At 58.3% G+C, this 23267-nt stretch carries 13 protein-coding genes; 7 read left to right on the plus strand and 6 right to left on the minus strand.

Features of this window, described 5'->3' with window-relative positions; genetic code table 11:
* Positions 1 to 89: 89 nt before the first annotated feature.
* The 5 genes from EN808_RS03120 to EN808_RS03140 all read left to right on the plus strand — a co-directional run bounded on the left by EN808_RS03120 (position 90) and on the right by EN808_RS03140 (position 11735).
* A complete protein-coding gene (locus EN808_RS03120; RefSeq protein WP_135915102.1) occupies positions 90 to 3488 on the plus strand; it encodes a DrmE family protein in 3399 nt (1132 codons plus the stop codon).
* Positions 3485 to 5218 carry an ATP-binding domain-containing protein gene (locus tag EN808_RS03125; RefSeq protein WP_135915103.1) on the plus strand — a complete coding sequence of 578 codons (1734 nt, stop codon included), beginning with the start codon at positions 3485 to 3487 and terminating at the stop codon, positions 5216 to 5218. The genes EN808_RS03120 and EN808_RS03125 overlap by 4 nt, the downstream gene beginning before the upstream one ends.
* A complete protein-coding gene (locus EN808_RS03130; RefSeq protein WP_135915104.1) occupies positions 5199 to 8654 on the plus strand; it encodes a helicase-related protein in 3456 nt (1151 codons plus the stop codon). Before EN808_RS03125 ends, EN808_RS03130 begins: the two co-directional genes overlap by 20 nt.
* Positions 8655 to 10553 (plus strand): DUF1998 domain-containing protein, encoded by a 1899-nt coding sequence (locus EN808_RS03135; protein WP_135915105.1) that lies wholly within the window; start codon positions 8655 to 8657, stop codon positions 10551 to 10553.
* Between the two features lie 108 nt (positions 10554 to 10661).
* The gene (locus tag EN808_RS03140; protein WP_245525025.1) at positions 10662 to 11735 is read left to right on the plus strand and encodes a DNA cytosine methyltransferase; all 1074 of its coding nucleotides are present in this window, start codon (positions 10662 to 10664) and stop codon (positions 11733 to 11735) included.
* Here EN808_RS03140 and EN808_RS03145 read toward each other — a convergent pair whose 3' ends face one another.
* From EN808_RS03145 to EN808_RS03165, 5 genes are all read right to left on the minus strand, one after another.
* The gene (locus EN808_RS03145; protein WP_135915107.1) at positions 11736 to 12545 is read right to left on the minus strand and encodes a DUF3883 domain-containing protein; all 810 of its coding nucleotides are present in this window, start codon (positions 12543 to 12545) and stop codon (positions 11736 to 11738) included. It lies immediately after the preceding gene.
* Between the two features lie 191 nt (positions 12546 to 12736).
* Positions 12737 to 13717, minus strand: a complete 981-nt coding sequence (locus tag EN808_RS03150) for a hypothetical protein (RefSeq protein ID WP_189524045.1) — start codon at positions 13715 to 13717, stop codon at positions 12737 to 12739.
* Positions 13707 to 14060 (minus strand): MazG nucleotide pyrophosphohydrolase domain-containing protein, encoded by a 354-nt coding sequence (locus tag EN808_RS03155; RefSeq protein WP_135915109.1) that lies wholly within the window; start codon positions 14058 to 14060, stop codon positions 13707 to 13709. The genes EN808_RS03150 and EN808_RS03155 overlap by 11 nt, the downstream gene beginning before the upstream one ends.
* Position 14061: 1 nt before the next feature.
* Positions 14062 to 14829 carry a hypothetical protein gene (locus tag EN808_RS03160; protein ID WP_135915110.1) on the minus strand — a complete coding sequence of 256 codons (768 nt, stop codon included), beginning with the start codon at positions 14827 to 14829 and terminating at the stop codon, positions 14062 to 14064.
* Positions 14813 to 18520 carry a hypothetical protein gene (locus EN808_RS03165; RefSeq protein WP_135915111.1) on the minus strand — a complete coding sequence of 1236 codons (3708 nt, stop codon included), beginning with the start codon at positions 18518 to 18520 and terminating at the stop codon, positions 14813 to 14815. Before EN808_RS03165 ends, EN808_RS03160 begins: the two co-directional genes overlap by 17 nt.
* A gap of 793 nt (positions 18521 to 19313) precedes the next feature.
* On the opposite strand from EN808_RS03165, the gene EN808_RS03170 reads away from it, so the two are divergent.
* Together EN808_RS03170 and EN808_RS03175 are read left to right on the plus strand one after the other, a co-directional pair.
* Positions 19314 to 21389, plus strand: coding sequence for a ParB/Srx family N-terminal domain-containing protein (locus EN808_RS03170; RefSeq protein WP_135915112.1), 2076 nt, complete (start codon positions 19314 to 19316; stop codon positions 21387 to 21389).
* Between the two features lie 867 nt (positions 21390 to 22256).
* Entirely contained in the window at positions 22257 to 22568 is a 312-nt protein-coding gene (locus EN808_RS03175; RefSeq protein WP_135915113.1) for a DUF736 domain-containing protein, read from the plus strand.
* Positions 22569 to 22655: 87 nt separating this feature from the next.
* Here the strand turns inward: EN808_RS03175 and EN808_RS03180 are convergent, their stop codons facing one another.
* Positions 22656 to 23186, minus strand: a complete 531-nt coding sequence (locus tag EN808_RS03180) for a MucR family transcriptional regulator (RefSeq protein ID WP_135915114.1) — start codon at positions 23184 to 23186, stop codon at positions 22656 to 22658.
* Positions 23187 to 23267: the final 81 nt, after the last annotated feature.

Genomic DNA, 23267 nt, shown 5'->3' on the forward strand with positions numbered 1-23267 from the left:
TTGAAAAAAACTCGGCTGATCGCGTTTAACCAGATTAAAAACAAAAACTTGCCTACCGTCGTGATGAAGAGTTACGACTATCACAATGCTTGGGAGGCGGTTTTTTGGGGTATTGGTATCCAGCGCAAACGCGGGTGGACGAACTCGAGTCTGAGTTGAAGACGCTTGAGCAATTTGCTCTCCGGCCGGCAGATGATGTCACGGAGACTACTCCAGCTGTGTCCGGTATGTTGACCCAGGCCGCTCGCGCTGAAGGATTTCCAACCCGTCAGTTGCATCAATGGGTCTGGCTTGGATCACAGTATAGACTTCACGCTCAAACGGGTGGACGGACTGCCGGCCTAGCGGGTGCAGCGCTTGCGTTCCTCGGCAAGCGTATCAATCGAAAGCTGACGGAAGATGATATACAAGATCTGAACTGGGTGCTGGAAAGCACAGTCCAAAAGCTATGTGACTTGCTGGATGCGAGCGCTATACGTTCCTGCCTCAGCGCCGATGAACTGGTTAGGATCGAAGAGCGGCTTACTGTTCACCAAGCCTCATCGTTGTTTGACGAACACTCGGTGCGTCAGCGGGTTCAACGTCAGCTGTTAGAGCTGCAGGCGGTTTCCGCTGCCGGTCATTTGACCAACTTGACGGACAAAGTCGACGCTCTGTTCGCGGCTTCTAAGCGCGATGGCAAAGACGGGGCAGCTGCGCGCGCCGCGCTGCTCTACCTAGCTGAAGAAGATGACGCTGTTTGCGACTCCGCGGGGTTCTTGGGCTTGCTCGACGACGTATATGTCATCGATTGGGCATACGCGACTGTCGAGCAGCAGACGCGCTGTCTCCCGATGCTGCAGGGACTTTTGGAGAGCTATCCATATGTAGCGGATCTCGCACTCACCGGGACGCCGCTCCGACCGCTCGACTTGTACAGTCAATATGTGTCCTGTGCCGTGTTGGATTCGCTGTACGGAGCTGAACAGGCAACACTCCTCGTGCTTCGCGAGACGGGCCCCTTCTGTGTCCTTAGCGCGTTTTTCGCGGCCGTCGAGGCTGCAAGGCGTCAGGCGACGGTGGAACGCGAACGCTTGACTGAATGGCCTCCTGGACAACATGTGTTCATCACAGACGGTTCAGTCGCCTTCAAAACGATCTTCTATGGCGAAGTAGAGGTTGGCTCAGGACGCCGTTTCAAGCTTGGCGTACGCGACCGAGCGACGCTGACGGCGCCGCTTGATCTTGCGCCTTATATCGCTGCTTCGTCTACTCCCCACAAGCAGCTCACGCGAGGGAACGAATTCGGAGCTTGGTTAAAGGCCAGGCATGCTGATCCACTGGTGAACCTCACCGGTGCTGGCCGTAAACGCGCAGCGGATCAGGAGTGCGTGCTTTTACTTGGCCCAAGACACAAATTGGATGACTTCGCTTCATACGTCCGCCCGCTCGGGTCCAGCCTTGGCGCACTTCTGGGCATGCGCTACGTCAAGACGGACGGCCGGATTGAGGATCTGTGTTCATCGGCCACCGACACCCCGTACATCTACACTTGCAGTGACGCCGACACTGCGTACGATCTGATCCGAAACCCTCCCCAGCATGTTCGGAGCTGGCGCGTCATTGTGGACGGCGCTCGCCAAATGCGCGCATTGCATGCAGCTCTGATGACGGACGGCCAGAGTCTCGTCCCACCACTGTGCGTAGTCACTGAACTGCATGACCGCGAAGCGGTATCTGACCTCGCGCAGCAAGGATTCGCCATCTGGTATCTTGAGGACCAGGATGTCGAACTACCGCCGCTATCGATGCGCAGGAAGCAGCCGGGAGATGACATCCTGTCTCGGACGCTGGCTCGACAAGGCAATCACTGGGTAGCGGTCCAGCAGGTGCACTCGTCCCCCCAAGATTTTCTCGAAGCAGTCGACGGCTGGATGCGCAGCGCTGAAGCGGATAAGGGCCGTGATGAGGGCGTTCGTAACCTTGAACTACTCGTTTCGGCTTTCATGCGAACGGCCTTGGCGCGCCCAATGGTGACGCCCCAGTCTGACAAGCTCTTGCACAATCTTGCTCATACTATCGCAATGCAGGCCGCGACCTACCGAGTTTACAGCCCCTTAGCAGGCAGCCTCCATGACCTGTTCGCCCCGATGCTAAATGGGCGGACGCCGAAGTTCGAACGCCGGAGCGAGTTGGCGTCGATTGTAGAAGAGTTCACGGCCGGAGAAGCGGTTGCTGTCGTGTGCCGTTCCGCCCAGATAGCATCGGCTTGTGCGGAGGCTTCGCGACAAGACTCCAAGCTCGCCAATCTCCTCTGGACCAACTTGGAAGGCGTCAGACGCGAGGCTCCGTTTGACCGCATCATCGTTCCCGGCTGGCTCGATCGCCTGAGTATGAGGGAACTTGCCAACAACGGTTACGGGTCCCGATTGGACCTCCTCCTCTATCCCTTCGAGCAACGGTGGTTCGAACGAACAATGGTCGCGAACGCCACCTGGGAGCGACGTATTGAGGAAAAGAGCCTGAAGGCGTTAGGGGATGTGGCGGATCGGCTGATGGCGGCTGGCCGGGCCTCAAAGCTTTGGGGTGAGCAGACTAAGGCCAGGCTTAGTACAAGCCGATCGGCCGGCGCTGCTCCTGAGATTGTCGATGAGGTTGATGCACCGGAGTTCGAGAAGCTTGAAGCTCGGTCCATCGATGCTGTGCATCGATCTATTATGCAGGGTCGCGACCACCATCCTACCGCGAAGGCTCAATTGGTGATGTTCGATGAGCCCGGTGCTTTTGCCTTCCTCGCGCCCGGAGGCAAGGTGATTGTGTTGGCGGGACCCGATGGACCAGTGGCGCACTCTGCAGCCGGAACCAGCGACGCAGAGAAGTTGCTCTTCCGGAGCGTGGCATCTCTTGAGCCGGGGTGTTTGCTGGCCCTTCCGACGGGTACCGACCGAGACTTGATTGATGCTAGGGCAGATCAGTTCATGGACGAAGCGCCGCAGATCCGCCAAATATCGGCACTTTGGAAAATGGCGCTCCGACGACTCGTTGAAATTACCGGCATTGAGACGTCAGTCATCGTCCGACGTCTGGCCGAAGCGGGCGTGACGAGGGACGCTGCAACGGTTCGATCGTGGGTCCTCAGCAGCTCAACCATAGCGCCTCGCGGCTATCGCGATGTCATCCCGGTGATCGCAAAACTCACCAACGATCCGGAGCTCAATGATGCTCTCCCAAAGGTGGTTCAAGCGATCGATCTGATTTATCGAGCCAGGGCCCGGGCCGCCGATGCCATCGTCCGGGAACTGTTTGCCGGCGAAATCGACCTGGATGCCGAAGAACTCGCGTTTGACCTCAATGGCTCGATTGTGCGCTTCGCCCTGCACCGGGTGCGCAGTATCGAGGGCCTCCGTGATGTTCCTTACGAGGTAATCGGTCGCGCCCGCACCCTCGGCATCACGATGACCTTCAACGATTCGAGCCGGCCGAATGCGGCGGAACCTTTACTTCCATGACGTTGATGTATCCGGGCCGCGTGCCTGCAGGCATCCCGCGCGGCGAAACCGACATGTTTTTGCTAATCCAGCAGGCGGAAGGATCCGACGACTATGTATGCCTGCACTCTCTTGGCATCACCGGACATAATCGGAAGGAATATGCCGAGGCGGATTTCGTCATAGTAGGGCCATTCGGCGTATTCTGTGTTGAAGCAAAGGGCGGGGACGTGACGCGCGCCAACGGCGTCTGGACTGTCGGACCAAAGGGACAAACATACACTTCAGACGAAGGGCCGTTCGCTCAATCCGAGAGCACGACTCACCCACTTCGCGTGTACCTTGATCGAGAACTTGGTCTAAAGCGAGATGACTTTCTGCTGGGGTGGGGCGTCGCATTTCCGCACATCGCGTTCGGAATGCGCAGCACTGAATGGGACCTGGACGTTGTCTACGACGAGCGCGACAAAGCAAAATCATTCGTAGAATATATCAAGCGCCTGGCCAAACACTTTTCCGTTCGCCGACAAAAGCTCGGTAGACCTGTACCGCCAAGGCTAAGTCCTGCCCGAGTGAAACAAATCGCGTCGGCTCTGCGCGGGGACTTTGAGTTGGTCCCCACCGTTCGAGGGCTGCTGGTCGACAGCAAGCGAGAGCTAGCCTCGCTAAGTGCAGCACAGTTCGCCATATTGGATTTCGCGCTTAACGACCGCAACCCTCAAATCATCTGCGATGGCGCAGCCGGCACCGGGAAAACTCTCATCGCTATGGAGGCGGCCCGCCGGCTTGCGCACGAGGGAAAGAAGGTCCTGCTCCTTTGTTTCAACGCTCAGCTCCGCCGTTTCCTCGCGATGGATGCTTCGGAGGTGGGAGAAGCAATTACGATCACGACCGTCCATAAGTTGATGTCTGATCTCATCAGGAAGGGAGGATTCGAACCGCAGCTGCGGGGCGCCCATTCGTCGGACGCGACATACTTCGCCGAGGTGATGCCGGACCTGTTTGAGAAAGCCGCCTATGCCCTGATTGAGGAGAACGAGCTACCACTCTACGATGTGATAATCCTCGATGAGGCGCAAGACGTTCTAAATGCGTCGATCATGAACTGCATCGACCTTGTATTGCTAAATGGGTTCAAGAATGGGCAATGGCTTCTGTTCCTTGATAGCGGCCTGCAATCAAAAGTCTATGGCCGCATGAGCGCTGAGGTCCTCGCATATCTTCGTGACCGAAAGCCTGCCGAGTTTATTCTTCGTGATAACTATCGAAATCCCAAGGCAGTTGTGACTGAAATGTGCCAGGTCACAGGAACTGAACGTCCAATCTGCCGCCGCATGCTGCCTTCGAATGTTGACTACCGACCTTTCAATGACACCCGCGAAGAGGGCCGCAAGCTCAGGGCTCTACTTGTAGAACTCCTACACGATGGGGTCGCCCCAGGATCAATCTCGATCTTATCCGCCAAAGCGCGACCGGATGCATGTGTCAGTCGACATCCTCCCGATGTTGGCAAGCCGATCTGCTTTGTAGAGGACGAGGCAGGGCGTTGCCCCTCAGATTCGATATCCGCTGCCAGCATATCTGCATTCAAAGGCTTGGAGAACGACGTCATCATCTTGACCGATGTCCCGTCGCTGGAGCCGATGTCCGACTGGACCCGGTCAGCACTTTACGTCGGCATGACCCGCGCTCGCGCTAAACTCTACATGCTCGTTGACAAGGCATACATCGATGCTCGAACACGCTGCTGACGCTGTCCCTTCTGTTGCGCCCGACCTCCTATGCGAGGCGCGTTTCAAGGATCACCGGGCATTCCGGGATGCCATGGTCGATGATCTGAGGCGTCAACTGTTCGGGCCGAGCAAGGCGGATAGCCCTGACGACATGACCGAGTTGATGTTCGTCTCTCCGCTTCAGTTGTACGCCACCGGAGTGCTGTTCCCCCAGCGAACGGTTCAAGCTCTTCTGGAAGATGATCAGGAGGCAGAAGTCGGCGAGGCTGCAGAAGACGCCGGAGGTGCTTTGAACGAAGCGCAACTACGTGAAGGTAAGCGCTCCAAGGGCCGCACATCGGACGCAGGTGCAGGTTCATCCGAAAGGGAGCCCCTGAATCTGGCCAACGAATTTAGTCCTTCGGCGTGCGGGATCTCTTTTCGAGTAGCCGCCCCAATTTCGCTAAGCGCGGTGGTAACATTCGGGACTTATTCGGCGACCAAGCGTGTTGAACCCCGCGAGCGGGCGGGCGAGACCGGGTTGGACGGCCGTCCGATCCCGGCCACTCGAGAAATTCCAGCTTATCGCCGCACACATCACAGTCACACGGTAGCAATCAGTGTGGGTGCGCAATTAGGCAAAACGGCGCCGCTCACGATCGACCCGGCTGATCCGGAGTTGAAGCTGCATGTCACAATCCGGCGAGGGGCCCAAAACAGCTTGGTCGTCTCGGCAATGATTGTGAACCATCGATCGCTCGGGAAGGGAGCGCCTGCTAACGATGACTGCTACTTCCAGGTAGGCCTGGAGGTGCGCGGTGCCGAAGGCGAACCCGCATTTTTGCCGATTGACCGAGACATGGGCGAGCACGAAGACGGCGAGATGGCTTCGCTCGAGTTACTTTATCGGCACCGGCGAGCGTTTGCGCTCGGTCACGGCGTCGCTGGCAATTGGAACCGCAAAGAGTCATTGTCGGAAGCTGGGCACACGGATTGTGTCAGCACTGCTGCGCTGCCGACCTATGAACTTCAACCGATCAAAGCCCGAGAAGGGGGCTATGGTGACGAGCCGCTTCGGCTGTCTATGTCGTTCCTGTCGGGCGACAATCAGGGCGAGGAAGCGAATCAAGCCATTATCGACGCGTTGCGCGCTATGGCTGCAGACTACCTACTGTGGATCGACAACACGCAACGAAGCTTAAGCCATGATCTTTCTGCCACCCTTTTGGCGGCGGCTAACACGAACCTAGCCAATTGCCGCCGTTGCCACGAGCGGATGCTAGAGGGTATCGGGGTTCTCGAGGAAGATCCCAGGAATATGTTGGCCTTCCGCCTGATGAATAGGGCTATGCTCGTTCAGCAGTTTCATTCCTCGTTGGATGACCGCAGGTTGGGCTCCCCACGAGTAGATCCGCCCCCAGGATATCGCGGCCTATCGAAAGGCAAAGGCAACTGGCGGCCCTTTCAGCTCGCGTTTGTTCTGATGAACATCGCGGGCATGGCCAAGCCGGATCATCCGGAGCGGAAGTTGGTTGATCTAATCTGGTTCCCGACCGGCGGTGGCAAGACGGAGGCATATCTGGGGCTGTCCGCCTTTACAATTTGCCTCGAACGGATGCGAGGCGCTTCTGCCGGTGTGATGGTGCTGATGCGCTACACGCTGCGACTGCTGACAGCACAGCAGTTCCAGCGGGCCTCTTCCCTCATCCTTGCACTGGAGGATATTCGGCGAAGCCGCTACCTCGGAGCAAACCTCGGTCTTGAGGAGATTTCAATTGGTCTTTGGGTCGGCGAAAGCTTGTCTCCTAACCATAGATCCGACGCCAAGCGCGCTCTGGACAAGCTGAAACAGCGCGACAGATACGCCACGAATCCTTTCCAAGTACTGCAGTGTCCTTGGTGCGCTGTCGAGCTCGATAATCCTGACAAACTCGGTTACGTGGCCGTTCGCGCGAAAGACTCATCAGAGCGGACGGTACGCTTCAAATGCCCCGACGAGGGCTGTGCGTTCTCGGCCGGCGAGGGCATGCCGATCCTCGTAGTTGACGAGGAAATCTACGTGTCGCCTCCGACACTATTGATCGGCACCGTGGATAAATTTGCTCAGATCGCTTGGAGCGATAGCGTCGGGCGGCTATTCGGACTCAACTGCGACGCACCGCCGCCATCGCTTGTTATTCAGGACGAATTGCACCTCATATCTGGTCCGCTGGGTACCATCGTCGGGCTCTACGAGACCGCGATTGACAGACTCTGCACTCGAGATGGCCATATCCACAAGGTGGTCGCATCGACCGCAACGATTAGACGAGCGGCTCAGCAATGCCATGATCTCTACGCCCGCGGGGCCTTTGAGTTTCCACCTCAGGCGGTAAGAGCCGGCGAGTCGTATTTTGCTTACGAGGACAACGACGCGCCGGGTCGGCTGTATGTCGGTTTTCTCGGCAGCGCGGTAAAGTCACATCAGACAGCGTTGGTGCGTGTCTGTGCGCCACTCCTTCAGAGTGCCAATATCCCGGTTGCCGACGCTGAAGAAGATAAACGGCGGATCGTGGACCCCTATGGTACTTTGGTTTGGTACTTCAACTCGCTGCGTGAGCTTGGGCACGCGGCTACGCTATCTGTCGGCGACATCCCAGAATTCTTGAAGGGGTTGCGCCACCGCCTCAATATTGGCTACCAGGATAGCCGCTACATTCGCGAGATCGTTGAGCTTACCAGCAGATGTGAAGCGGATGAGATACCAGAGATATTGAAACAGCTGAAGATACCTTGGCGGCGGAATCCGCAGGGGCAACCCCCGGTTGACATTCTCTTGGCGACCAACATGATCGCAGTGGGTGTGGATGTTCCGCGGCTCGGATTGTTCGTGATGTCGGGCCAGCCAAAGAGCACCTCGGAGTACATTCAAGCCACCAGCCGTGTAGGCCGCAGTTTCCCAGGTCTGGTCGTCACCGTTTACACTCAAACCAAGAGTCGAGATCGTTCTCATTATGAGCGTTTCGTCGCCTATCACCAAAGCCTTTACCGACACGTAGAGCCGACCAGCGTCACGCCTTTTTCCCCCCAGGCTCGCGAAAGGGGACTTCGGGGCGTCCTTATCGCACTGGTCAGACATCTTGCAGGCGTCGCTGCGCCAAGTGATGTCAACGACCACGATGAGGCTGTAGAGGTAGAGGTGGAAGCGATCCTAGAGCGCATCCATAAAATAGATCCGAAAGAGGTCGATGCGGCTTCTGAAGAGATCGCCGAATGGCTGAATTTTTGGAGGAAGTACTTGCCGGTAGAGTATGGTCGCATGGGTGGAAAGGTTAGCGACACTACACTCGCGTACCCATTCGGCGGATATCGCGATGAAAACTTTCAGCGCGACGCATGGCCAATTCCAACATCCATGCGAAATGTGGACGGCACCTCTGAAGCGAAGGTGCTGAACGTTTACGAAGCCGACCAAGATAATCTCGAGGAGGCCTGAGTGTCCGCACGATCCGAACTGCGTAGATCTCAAGGCGTTGTGCCGTTCGGCGTCGGAGCTGTGATCGACTTTAAAGAAGAATCGTTGATGTCAGCCGGTCTTGATGTTTGGCCCATGGAACTGACCAGTGGCGAACAGCGGGCAGCATTGATTGAGGCTTGTCAGGTCGTCGATGGGCGACTGGCGGATCGTCTGACTGCAGAGCTTGGGCATCCTATCCGATACTTCATGTCACCGGCGGAAGCACAGGAGAGAGCGGCCGTTGGAGCCTCAACGCGACTCGACCGCGCGCCAATGCCGTTCGTCCGCTTCCCCAATTGGTACTTTTGCCCCAGGTGTCGGATACTCAAGGAGATCCCGTGGAACGCTCAATCCAACGGCGATATATTGAGATGTTCAAATATGGGTCGTCGGGTTGAGGGAAAAGGCGAGCCTTGTGGAAAACTTCACCAGAAGCGCCGTCCCACGCTTGCCCCGGTGAGGTTCGTCGCCGCCTGTGAGAACGGCCACATTATGGACTTTCCCTGGAGCCGATGGGCTCACAAGGACGCTGGTCAATCTTGCCCGGCAGATCCCGGAAACTTGTACCTCTACTCTACTCCCGCAGCGGGGTTGGCAGGAGTTCGGGTGATGTGCGTGAAGTGCAACGTCAGTAATTCTATGGCCGGTGCTTTTCGTGAAGACGTGCTGATGGAGGTATTTGGACAACGGTGCCCAGGCCACCGTCCCTGGCTTGGTCCTCAAGCTGCAGAAGATTGTGCGAACATTCCACAGACCATTCAGAGAGGTGCCTCAAATGCCTACTTCGCCAAGGTCGTAAGCTCGATCTTAATCCCACCTTACTCCGCAAAGATCCGTCAACTCTTGGACCGCCCGGACACTTGGGAAGAAATCATCTCGACGACTGTGGATGGAGCCGTCTCCGAACAGTTCCTCCGCGCCAGAGCCAAGAATTTGGGTGTGGATGCCGAGAGCTTCATCAAGGCTGTCCACGAGCGGCTCGGCGCCAAAGTTGCTACGGCGGGATCCGAAGCGGGCGGCGAAATCAAATATCGTTTCGATGAATATAAGGCCTATCTGGGCCCGCGTCCCCCACACCAGGAACGGCATGACTTTGATACCGTCAGTCATGACAGCGATGTATACGGAGCCATCTTTGGGCGCTTGTTTGAGCGGGTAGTGCTCGTTCCCAAACTTAGGGAAACACGGGTGCTGACCGGCTTCTCTCGAGTCATTCCACCCGAGGCGTTGAAGGGTGCACCCGCGAAGCTATCCATAAATCCGAAAGCTTGGCTGCCAGGATTCTCGGTTCGCGGTGAGGGGATCTTCCTGCAGTTTCGGCGAAGCGGTATCGACGCCTGGGCAAAAAAGGACAGCGTGCAGAGGCGGTTTCAAGCGATCGCGTCACGCTCCAACGCGGTGCAGCGCGACCGTGGCCTTCCAACGAAGCCTCTGTCTCCAGCAACGTTGTTGATTCACACTTTCTCCCACCTGCTGATCCGTCAGCTGGCATTTGAATGCGGCTATGATACCTCCAGTATCCGAGAGCGCCTTTACGTTTTCGACGGTTCTGAGACCAAGATGGCGGGACTGTTACTCTACACCGCTAGCGGCGACTCAGAAGGTACGCTTGGAGGATTGGTCCGACAGGGCGAGCCTGACCGGCTTCAGGGCACAGTCCAATCGGGCATGCGTAACGCGGTGATTTGCTCATCTGATCCGCTCTGCATTGAAAGTGAAGGACAAGGTCTCTTCAGCCTCAACCTTGCGGCTTGTCACGCCTGCAGCCTACTGCCCGAAACCAGCTGCGAAGAAGGAAACCTGCTGTTGGATCGGGCTCTTGCAGTTGGCACACCCGACGAGCCGGATCTCGGCTACTTTTCAGATTTCTTAATCTAACGACGGCATTTCTGAAGCGTGGTAGGCTTTGAGGGGGCGATCCAATATATGCAGACAACTGATTCCCAAGTCGCAGGACCATGGCCATCGGTTCGGCGCCCCGTAGCTGTGGATTTGTTCGCCGGTGCCGGCGGTTTTTCGCTGGGTGCGACCCTGGCGGGCGCAGACATTGCCGCCGCCATTGAGAATAACCGCTATGCAGCGCAATCCTATCGACGAAACCTCGTAGACCGCGGGCAGACGAAAGGCCTGCTCTTTGAGGACGATATTCTCAAGCTGGATCATCAAACGTTCATGACGCAGGCTGGATTAATGCCAGGCGACTGTGATCTCATGCTTGGAGGCCCGCCATGCCAGGGTTTCTCCGCGCATCGACTGCGGAACGCCGGTGTCGGGGATCCGCGCAACCGACTCCTTTTGCGCTATTTCGAGTACGTCCGCGCGCTGCGGCCGTCTTTTTTCTTGGTCGAGAACGTACCAGGCCTCCTCTGGCCCCGGCACAGTGCGTTTCTGGAAGGGTTCTACTCGATGGCTGCCGCTGCGGGTTATGGTATGCTCGAGCCCGTTGTTCTGAATGCCCGTGACTATGGGGTTCCTCAAAATCGCCGTCGCGTGTTCCTATTGGGCTATGATAAGAAGCGGGTCGACATCCCGGCATGGCCTCCCGAGCAGACTCATGTAGATCCTGCAGTCGCGTTGGACGATGGACGTCCGGCTTGGCGGTCAGCTTCGGAGATATTTGCGAGACTTGCGGCTCCGGATGATCCTAATGACATTCACATGAATCACGGCGCCGCTTTGACTGCGGCATTTGCCAAGACGCCGCATAACGGCGGCTCGCGAACCGACTCAGGACGCCAATTGGCGTGTCATCAAAACCATCGCGGCCATTTTGATGTCTATGGCCGCATAGACCCGAGTCGTCCCGGCCCAACGATGACTACCGCATGTATTAATCCGTCTAAGGGACGGTTCGTCCATCCAACCGAGAATCATGGAATTACATTGAGGCAGGCGGCCAGGTTTCAGAGCTTTCCGGACTGGTTCGTCTTCGAGGGCGGCCTTATGGCCGGCGGCGTCCAAGTGGGAAACGCCGTTCCGGTGCAGATGGCCAAGGCTCTTATTCAGCCGCTCGTCGAAATGTCGGTCGCCGCGTTGGAGCGGACCAGGCGGGTCGCATAGTCAACCAAACGATGCCGTCCAGTTCAACGGCCTGAGTAGGATGCTGTCCGCCAGCGGTGGCAAAAGTTCGAACCCACGGAGCTCGTGCGCAAAATCGTACAGCCGCACCAGGCGAAATGCATCTGGTTGTTCTTCCGAGAGGGCACGCTCGTTCTCCGAGAGGTAGAAGGGTGTGGTCTTGTGGCCCGTGGTCGTCTTGACCTCAATGAGACGTTCAGCACCGGATGGGTCGAAGGAGCGTATGTCGTAGCCGGCACCGTCGCCGTCTTCCACCGAAACCCAACGCACTTTCCGGGCGAGGTCGTCGCGTCCGTTGGCTCGAAGGACCACCTGTTCGGAGAAGAAGGCTCGCTCTTCGCCGCGTCTGCCAAGCGCTCGGTTGCTGGCGTCGCGAGCCGCCGGATCGAATTTTCGAACGAGGCGTTCAACGAACGCTGGCGAGTCGGACTGCCCAGTTGATGGTTGCGGCGCGGGTTCAAGGAAGATCGTCCCGCTCTCAGCAAATTGCGGGGCGATCGTCAACAGATCGCTTTCGATGAACGTAGGTCGCGCGTCTAGGAAGCGCTCGACGCCGTCGACCAGGGCCTTCTGGAAATTCGCCATCGGCTTGTAGCCGACGATCCACGGTATGCCCAGTCGGAGGAGCACGGCGCTGATGTTCTGGTGCTTGAACTCAATCGACCCCTTCGAGCGTCCGGTCAAACCCTGAAGTGCGGCGTTGCGTTGCGCCTTTATGAACGGCTCGCCCCGCAGCTCCAATCCGAGCATGGCGAAATAGTCGGCAACGATCAAGTCGATCTCGCCCGGCATCCAATCTGTTCCGGTTGGGGCTCCGTCCATAACGCGATCGAAGCACGGGACGACGCAAGAAGTCCAGGCAGATCATGCTCGTTCATCAGAGTGGAGAGTTGGCCATAATACCGTTGCACCGGTACCGCGCTCACGCTTGAAGATGGGTATATCAACGCGAGACTGCAGGCGGATAGCCAGGATGTCGCATCTCAGGCCTGATTTGCCCATTGCGAGCATGTGATGTGATCGCCGCCCCGAGAGAAGTAATGACACTTGCCCGAGTTGGCGCAGCCTCTGCTTTGATCCGTCAGATAGTCAGGATTAGCCACAAGATCGCGGCAGAATCCGAGATGGAGGTTCGGTGGGAGATCGTGATCAGGCTGCATCAAAGCCCTGCCTGAGAGGATGAAGCGGCGCTCGGGAAAGTTACGGGCGAACTCAATCGTCTCGGTGCGGCGGGTCTTGAGCACGTCCGGTCGCCCGGGGTAGATAAGTCGCTTGTCGATGTCGTAGAAACCCGAGGAGACGTCGACGAAGTCAAACGGTAGGGTCGCCATCTGTGCAAGAAAGCGATTTCGGCCGTGCGCGTCAAAGTCGCTATCGCCTGTCCGGAGGGAGATGCGGATCGAAGTTTCGATGCCGACCGCGGTATGCCGCTCCGCCCACTCGCTCAGCCGTTTCAGCACCCTGGATGCGTGTTCATTAAGGCGCTCATCCACCAGCAGACTGAAGAGATAGCCATGAGCCGCGTGCACCTGCAGATGGCGGAAGCCAGCCTCTACTGCGATGTCAGACGCTTTGTCTAGAGCCCTAAGTGCTGCTGCGATCCTTGCGGGACCCAGCTCTCTGACTAGCTCACGTGCCCGCCCGATCGTCTCACGCGCCGCAGGCGAGCGAAAGCTCCTCGATCCGGAGTAGCCTTCCCATGTCGTCGACAGTTGGATGCCGGGCAGCGATCCCTTTCTGGCGATCTCGCCAGCTAGTTTGGCCCAATCGGATGCGCACGAGATCGTGGGCGTGCGGGAATTGCTTCCATGCCCACCTGGTATGACAACGTTCCCAACAATCGCGCAGTGCAACGCTGGCGAGCTTCGGCGACGGTAGAAATCGACGAATCGTTGCTCAAGCTTACCATCGGTCACATATCCAGTGTTGACGCCGACAAAGAACTTCAGTCGTTCACTGCTCAAGTGGACCGTACCTACCGTCATTTATTCTCATCTTGCGGATAAGGTCGTTCTCCAGGTTGCCTCCAAGGATGACCGAAAGGCGGATAAGATAGATGAGCACGTCAGCGAGTTCCTCGCGGAGATCTGGCGCAACCTCTCCCAGGGATGGTCCCCTATAGTCCTTGTGAGCAACCGCGAGACGCACCTTCTTAAGGACGTTGGCGAACTCTCCCACTTCACCCATAAGACCGATAAGATCTTTTTCAAGCTGGGCGAGACGCCCTGCCTCGCTGTCGAAGTCGACTGGAAAACCGCGACGCCTGTCTGCGGCGATCTGGCTCTCAACAAGCGCCGCAAGCTCCATGTCATCCCTTCCTGTTCGTGTAGATTACGACAATACCCACCAACACACTGGCGACGAGATTTCCCACGAGACCTTGGAAGTTGTCGAGAAAATTATTTCCCACTAAAAAGATGGCAGCGGCGTTGAGTACTACTGCGAGCACGATGGCTGCATCAGTCAACAGCTGGCGGCGCTCCAGTTTCCGGAGCACGTTCGCGGTGGCTTCCGGAAGAAGGCGGTAGCCCTCCTCCTTTTCAGTTCCGACTCGAGGATCAGCAGCCACTTCCGCATGGGACTTTTGAAGCTGGTGTTTGATCGGCCAGATCTGCGTGCGGAAGCCATGCTGGCCACTGTAGGGATGATTCACATTGCCCGTCAGTCGTGTGAAGTCCGCTTTGGCTATTGGCACAAGCTGCGGCAGCACGATATATTTGTCGCTGATGTTCTGGGTCACTATGCCCAAGTTTCCAGAAAAGCCGGGGTCAGCATAGGTGGCGACGGGGCTCAGGCCTACACTGAACAACGATCCCTTACTGACTATCCGGGTCAATACGTTTTTCGGGACTTCGAGTTCCTCGTGTGTGATGAGGACAACACGGTGTCCGGGCTTGATGAGGATGTCCTGACCCACGGCAACGTGGATTGGCCGGTCACTCTCCGTCAGGTCGTAGTACACGTTTCCGAGCCGCAACTCATAGCATGCACCGCTGGCCTGCCCCGCATCGCCATTCCTAATAAGTCGGCCAAGCTCCATCTCAGTATTGATTTCAGAGTCAATTAGGGTTGTCATTTGTAGCTCCTAAAGACCCGGAGGTGATGGCAGTCGGCTGAGGCCAGGTCGTATTCAATTGCGACGCACCAGCGATTCGGTAATAGGTTGACGATCCGACACCGACAGTAAATCGGCTCACGTCAAAGGTTGAGGGAGCAACGTACCAAACTTCATTCACAGGCAGGACCGCACTAAGGATGGCTGCCGCAGCGGCTTGGATTTTGTTCCCCGTCAGCCCGAGTTCGAAGTTCAGCCCGCCCTCGACGTACCACTCTTGGTGACGCTTTCCTAGGATCGCGAGTACTGCTTGGAGATCAGTTGCGTCCGCTGCGACAACGTCGCCCGCCCGGCACTCCTCCAGGGCTACTCTGGCCGCCATCTCAGCGACTTTCGCTCGGGCCGTATCCGCCTTGTCCACCATAATCTCGACGGTGTCGTACTCGCGTTGCCCGATCAGATGCAGGATTCGTTCGTGTTTCGCGGAGGCGAAGGCACAAAGTCCACGATTCCGCGTGCCGTCCGTTTCCGTGGTGAGCAGCGAGACCGGCGCATAGGGTCCCTGTTCGCCAGTCAACACATGTTTGAGGGCCGCCAGCGTGTCGTGCCTGTTATAGGAGGCGTGGGCCTCAAGAACCGCTGTCAGATCGGCTTCGCGCGGCGAGTAAAGCTCGGCACCCGTGTAGGCGAGGATCACATCCGCGTCGCTTGACACGGCGCTCTTGACCATTCGAAAAAGCGCTGGCTTCGCAAGCCCGGTAATGTCGATTGCTACTTCACCGACAAAATTTGGAAGGACGCCCGCATGCAATTGCTCATAAGCAATGTCCTCGACCGGGATGCCACGCGACGAGGCCATCTGGAGCATTCGATCTGTGTGACCTGGGTCTGAGTAGCGTACGGCCACGATCCGCGACGGACGCATACGCTCCAGGAGTCTCTCCAAAGAGACTGGTGTCCTGTCCTCAAACCCCAAGCCGACTACCAGGGTGCGGATGGATTGGGGCAGTACATTTGCATCCAGCCGTGAGACCATCGGCAGTGCGATGACGGAAGTATGCCCGCCCGGCACCAATGGCGCCGCTACGGCTGGGGCATTCTCGGGAAGTAACAGTTGCACGGGCAGCGCGCGATCAAACTCGCGGGGTTTCTCTACAGGCAGCTCGTCGAACTCCTCATCGCGCCATGCGCCCGGCTTGGCTAGATTCCTGAGGAGTATCTCTCTCCCTCCCGCCGGGTTAGAGAGCCAATCCTGAAGACCCTCTCCAGAAAGCTCAAAACGATCACGCTCGGACAAACCGATGAAGTTCACCAGCCCGTAAATTTTTCTGTAGGTAAGCTGGAACTGCTGCGTGGGATTGGAATCGCGAGTTTTCGTGCGTGGGGCCGCGCCTGTAAATACAAACACGCCGGCATCGACCAGCTCTCTGAGCCGCTCCATCTGCCCCTCTACGTCCCCAGAGGTGATCCGGATGTAGATGGACGTGTACTGGCGCAGCCTTTTGGAAAGAGGATCCTTGCCCGATTGCATCAGCAATTGATAGGACGCGTCCGCAAAGCTCATCGCCACCGACTTGAGGTCGCTGCCGCGCCTATCCAAATGGTACAGGTAGCGGGCGCAGAAATCCTGAAAGGCGTCGTTTTGCACCTGCGCCAGTACCGGCAAGGTCCTCCCGCCCCGAGCAAGAATCTGCTGGTAGATCTGTATCACGCTGCCAATATCGCCCACGCAAACACCCGCAAGTGCGCTCAGCCCGCGGTAGAGCCTTTTCCTATCGGTTGAGGTCGGCTGCGTAGAAACGATTGCACGCGCGATTGTCTCGAGGTCGACATCCCCGAGCACGTCCTTCGGAAGAGCATTAGGGTGCCCAGAATAAAAACGCGCTCGCGCGCGAAGGATCTCATTTATGAAAGCTTTGCCGCCGCCCGGCCGTTTCAGCTGCTCATAGACCTCTGCCCCGAGGTCAAAAGTCTGAAAATCCCGGCCTGCAGATGCAGGATGCACCTGACCCGGCGACTTAAGCGTTAGGAAGATGGTCTGGGCCTCGGATGTTAGTTTGAATGCGCAAACTTGGTGTTGAAAAATGAGCGCCGAGAGCAACTCCTCGATCCTGTTTTTGTCCAGGTAGCGCGTCGAGACGTCATCGAGCAGAAAGAGGATTTGCGCTCCACGCCAAATCCGCGCCGCGCCGCGTATGGCCTCCGCCAAGTGCGGAAAGGCCGTAGCGGGGGTGGTCGCCAGCGTATGGCAACTGTCGGTGCGGCTGACCCGGACGAGTAGCTCGATCATGTACCGCTCCAGCTGCTCAATTGTAGCTGGCTCCGGCATATTGGGCTCCGGCGTTACAACCTCCGCTACTGCACGCGCTATTCTTGTAGGCGCGTCCGGCTCGACTGCGGTGGAGTCCAAGTCCGCGAGATGGGCCATCGCCCGCGCGGCCGCGGCAGCGTATGCGACCAAGAGGCGCGCGTAGAGCTCATCAGCGGATGGCTGCCGATCTCCGGTCCCGACGGGGATCAACCGCTGTGCCGAGACGAACAACCCGATATAGCCGTCGGCACTCACGCGTTTCAGGGCATCCCCGTCACTTTCCTGGGCGCGGGTCGCAGCCCTAGCGTGGAATTGTACGGACTGGAGAAGCATAGTCTTCCCGCACCCCCGCATTCCGGTCATCACGAGAGGTCCCGGGGCGCTCACCCGTTTGACCCAGTTGCCATCTGGGTCGACGAGTAGTCGCGGCACGTACCAAGCTTCCATCGTCTGGGCGTTGTACGACTCTTCAAAACGCCGCAAGATCAGATTGTTGCGCCACGGTCGCCATGGCTCCGCCACTTGGTGATACTCATCCCTGATTTGCCGGACCATGTCCTCGGCGGAGGGCGTTCGCTGGTTCTCCGTCGTTCCAGCGACAGACTGCGCAATTGACAGCAACTTGAGCGCCATTCGCTTTTCAAGATCCGCTGCCCCGTCTCCGTCCTTGAGCAGGCGATCGGCTATCGCCTTAACATGCCTTCCGATCCAATGTAGATCCCCGACGTACCCGTCGCCTGACCGCCGGTCACCCGCAGCTGAACCGAGGTCTATCGCTACCGCCCGTATCGCGGGTTCAATAGTGTCGCCTCGCCGCCATGCGGGCTTTGGCAACCGCTGCACGACAATATTTGCCGCGTGCAAATCGTTATGGTGCCGAAGGCGAAGCTCGAATTCCTCTCGCATGCGAAAAAGATCGCAGACAATTTGTGCCGCCTCAGCAGCGCTCAGGGGCAGCTTGCCTTCAACATAGTCCTGGAGAGGTTCTCCCTCGATAAACTGCAGTTCAGCAACGTGACAGGGAATTACCACGTCACCGAATGACACATCCGTATCGAACATGTCCTCAACACCGACCACAAATTCTGCGCCCTCTGCTACCTCAGCATGCCGGCGAATCTCCTCCGCGAATGACTTATCGAATCGCTCATACATCGCCTTGGGTGAGACCTTCAGGACGCGAAGAGCCCGGACAGGCCCTTGGCGCCGAGCCACGAACGCTGCTCCGTAGAAGCCGCGTCCGAGTGGACGCTCTACCGCAAATTTGGCAATGGTCGAAGGCGCGCGCGTCAACGGAAAGCCATACTCCAGTCCGCAATCCGGACAGACATCGGAAAGCCGCTTCAGGCGGTTGTCCGGTGCAGGACAGTTGAAGCAGCAGTAGCGACCCACCTCAGACACTTAGTACCTCCAAAATCTCATGGTCGCTGCAGCGCGGCTTGCGCTTCCTGCTCAACGCTTAATAAGGCGGCAAGCCATTTTACCAACTAGGCCAGGGCGCACATCGGCGCACCGAGTAGCCGTCAGCGCACAATAGGCGACTTTCGCGCGAATCCTATATGAGTTCACGCTAGCACCATCGGGAGAGCAACAGTATCGACTGTTTTTGAACAGCGACGATCGCGTCTCGAACCCACCCATAACTGCCGAAGCCAAATTCCATCGAGGTGAGGACACAGAGGTGAGGGGCAAAGAAAAACGGAGACGCCTTCGACCCTCCGCCACGCTTCGACTCAGGAAGAATCCAACCTTGGGAACGCATATTAATTCTTAGCTATAGCCACAAAGACTCTTATGAGAACAGTATATCGTCCCGTAAACCCGTTGGCGATCAGAGTAAGCTTCGGAACATAGAGCGCTGAAATTTTGCATGGTTCCAATCTGGAACTTGAAAACGCTGGGACTAAGGAGCCGGCACCGTAGCCCGAAGTCCACAATATGGACACGTTTCAAAAGGGGAGAGATGGTCTTGACCATCTCTCCCCCGCGAATGCCGCCTGCGCAGAGCGGGGGCCGCTCGCTCGCAAGGCGGTGAATGATCCTCACCGCATGGCCTGATCCGATCCGCCCCGCTCGACGCGCAGCCCAGCTCCGCTCGCCGGCATTCGCCCCCCTCTCTGCCGCGCGCTCACGCGCCCCCGGAAGGCATGCCGAGGGGCATGCCTTCGGCATCCAACGGGAAAGGATCAGAACCATGACGATCAACGTGACAAATGCGAAGACCACAACTGCCGGCGAGAGAGGCAAAGAGGTTTTCATCCCACTGAACAGGCTGAAAAAGTCGCCCCGCAATGCGCGCAAAATCCCGCACAGCGAGGCGATCATCGAGGCCTATGCGGCGAGCATCGCCGCCAAGGGCATCCTGCAAAACCTTGTGGTTGAGCCGGAACTTGACGGCGAGGGCGCGGAAACCGGCTTCTATTTCGTCAGCATCGGCGAAGGCCGCAGGCTGGCGCAGTTGCTGCGGGTGAAGCGCAAGCAGATCAAGAAGACCGAACCGGTCCGCTGCATCATCGACACCATCAACGATGCGCGCGAGATCAGCCTGGACGAAAACATCACCCGCGAGGCGATGCACCCCGCAGATCAGTTCGAGGCGTTCCGCGAGCTTCACGAGGAACGTGGATGGGGTGCTGAGGAAATCGCCGCTCGCTTCGGCATTACCGCGCATGTCGTGCGGCAGCGCCTGCGTCTCGGCGCGGTCAGCTCCAAGCTGATGCAGGTCTATCGCGACGGCGAGCTGAGCCTCGACCAGTTGATGGCCTTCGCCATCACTGACGATCACGCCCGGCAGGAGCAGGTTTTCGAAAGCCTCACCTACAATCGAGAGCCCTACATCATCCGCCGCGAACTGACGCGGACGCATGTTGCAGCGAACGACCGGCGAGCCGTCTTCATCGGCGCGGAAGCCTATATGGAAGCTGGTGGCGCCATCCTGCGCGACCTCTTCACCGAGGATCGTGGCGGCTTCTACGAAGATGCCGCGTTGCTTGACCGCTTGGTGATCGAGAAGCTGCAAGGCATCTCCGAAACCGTCAGGCAGGCCGAAGGCTGGAAATGGACAGATGTTCATATCGACTACCCCCACGCAAACGGGTTGCGCCGCACCTACCCGGAACCAGTGGAATTGTCGGTGGAAGACGAAGCCGCCTACGCAACGGCATCCGACGAGTTCAACCGACTCACGGTAGAATGGGATAGCGCCGAGGAACTGCCCACCGATGTCGATCAGCGTTTCGGTAAGCTTGAAGCCGAAATCGAGCGCATCGACGCTCTGCGTCACGCCTTCGATCCTGATATTGTTTCGCGTGGTGGCGTGTTCGTCGTGCTTTCCCATGACGGAGCGGCGCGCATCGAACGTGGCTTCATCCGCGCCGAGGATGAGCAGGCGGGGCCGGAAGCGGAAACGCGGCCAGACGGCGAGGACTACGCCGTCAACGACGATGGCGAGATCATCGAAGACGGCAGCGGCAGCGACGAAGAAGCGGAGGATGACGGCAAGCCGTTGTCGGACCTTCTCATTCGCGACTTGACCGCTCATCGGACGCTTGGGCTTCGCCTTGCGCTTGGCGAACAGCCGGACATCGCGCTTGTCGCGGTGACCCATACGCTTGCCGCGCAGACGTTCTATCAGGGTGCTGAGGCCCACTGCCTCGAAATCCGCCCCAGCAGTGTCTATCTCGCCGGTCACGCGGACGGCATCGAGGACACGGCAGCGGGCAAGGCGCTGGCAGATAGGCATGCGGGATGGGCGGCTGACATGCCGCGCGATGTGGCTGACCTGTGGGGCTTTGTCGCCTCGCTCGACCATGCCAGCGTCATGGCGTTGTTCGCCCATTGCGCCTCGCTCACCGTCAATGCCGTAAAGCAGCCTTGGGAGCGCAAGCCTCGCGCCCACGAGACTGCGAACAGGCTGGCGACAGCGGTCAACCTCGACATGACGGCACATTGGATGCCGACCGTCGAGACGTATCTCGGTCGCATCACGAAGGCACATATCCTCGACGCCGTGCGAGAAGCTGCCAGCGAAGAGGCGGCGGAAAGGCTCTTGGACCTGAAAAAGCAGCCAATGGCGGAAGCCGCCGAGCAGTTGCTCGCCGGGACCGGATGGCTACCTGCGGTCTTGCGCACCGAGCAGCTTGCGATGTCAGCTGAACGGCGGGACGAGGCAGCAGATGCCAGATCGGCGGACGTTTCCGGGCTGGACACGAACCCCTTTCAGCCTGACTCGATCGAGGACGCCGAGGCCTTCAACGTCGCCGCCGAATGACCCATAGCGGGCCGGAGCCGCCACGCGGCTCCGGCATGCCTTTCACGAATTTTTCGGCCGCGCCATTGGCGCGGCCGGAAACCTCGACAGCACGAAGTTTTGCAAGCGGTGGAACCAGAACGTCCCCGACACGAATGTCTCCCCGGCGTGCCATCGCCCAGCCATGTGACGCGATATTCTGCATGAGGTGCCTATGCGGATGCGTCCCATTCCCGGCAATGCCTCACCGTGCGCGGAAGTCGGCATAGTCGGGTCATTCGGCGATGCGGCGGAGCACCCGGTGTGATGAAATGTTCCTGCCATCGATCTCAACCGGGCTCGCATCCAGTCGACTGAAACGCGAAAATCGTCATGAGGGATGGTGGCTTGGAAGCCGTTGCGTTGAGCGATCAGTCGGTCGTCTTCGGAGCTGCCCGAAACTCGATGGCGGGTCAGCCCAACACGAAGGAAATCGGTCGTTCTTTTTCATCAGTTGGAGGACGGACCGCACTCTCCGGGCGTTTTGGCCAGTTCTTTGACAGGGGAGAAGCGCCACGGCACGGACGACACCAGCTGTGACAGATCGCAGCCTGGTTGTGGTTCCTTCCGCCAACTCTAAGCTGCGCCCACGGCGTCCTCGAATGGATTGGGTCTGACCGAAGACCGCCTTCGCTTCACTCAGTCTCGATCGTCTTCCCGCAACGACGGCGCTGCGTTTTCTTCCCCTGTCCGCTGCGCGTCCATTCCTCGCGATCCAAGAAAGCCTCGCGCCGCCGTCTTTCACTTCGTTCCAGCCCCTTCAGGGTGCGGACCGATCGTCTCCGGTCTCACGACCACCATCGAGGCCGCGATGGGCGCGGCCCGAGAAAAACAGAAGGAACCACCACAATGGCTACGATCGGCACTTTCTCCCGCACCGCGAAGGGCTTCTCCGGCTCGGTCAAGACCCTCAACCTCAACGTCAAGACGGTGACTTTCTCTCCGGCCGATGGCGAAAATGAAAAGGGACCCGATTTCCGCATCTTTGCCGGCGCCACCGAGTTCGGGGCCGCCTGGAAGAAGACCTCGCGCGAGGGCCGCGACTACCACTCCGTCAAGCTCGACGATCCCAGCTTCCCCGCTCCGATCTATGCGAGCCTGGTCGAGACCGACACCGAGGGCGACTTCTCGCTCATCTGGTCCCGCCGCGCGGCGGAGTGATCCGACAAAGCAGGAAGCCCCGCCGCAAGGCGGGGCTTCCTCATGTTCAGGTCCGCCTGAGCGCGACCTCTTGTCAGACGCGCCAGATTAAGCCTTTGCAGCCGCCTTGCGCGGCTTCTTCGCCGGCGACTTGACTGCTGCCACAGTTGTTCGCGCTGCCGCCGCGCGCACAACCGGTTTGCGCTTTTCTGCCGCGGTAGATGTGGGCGCCGGCGCTTTGCGCCCGAGTCCAATTGATTTCGCCAGGGCCGATCGGGTCGCCGCATAGTTCGGCGCCACCATCGGGTAATCGGCCGGCAGGTTCCATTTCTGCCGATATTGGTCGGGGGTCAGGTCAAAGTGCTGAAGATGCCGCTTTAGCGATTTGAATTTCTTTCCATCTTCCAGACAGATGATGAAGTCCGGCGTCACCGACTTCTTGATCGATACTGCCGGCTCCTGCTTGACCACCGGTTCTACCGCTGGCGTCCCGATGCCGTTCAGAGCGGCATGGATATCGCCGATCAACTTCGGCAACTCGCCAACCGGTACTGGATTGTTCGATACATAGGCGGCGACAATGTCAGCCGTTATCGACACGGTGTCCAGTTGGTTGCCTTGTTCGAGAGCAGTGCTCATATAATTTCCCTTTTTCTATCGGATGAATTGAGCGACGTTTGATTTCGCCCCCCACCAACGAGGCAAATAGTACGTTTCTTT

The organism is Mesorhizobium sp. M8A.F.Ca.ET.165.01.1.1, assembly GCF_004792065.1.
Classification (GTDB): domain Bacteria; phylum Pseudomonadota; class Alphaproteobacteria; order Rhizobiales; family Rhizobiaceae; genus Mesorhizobium.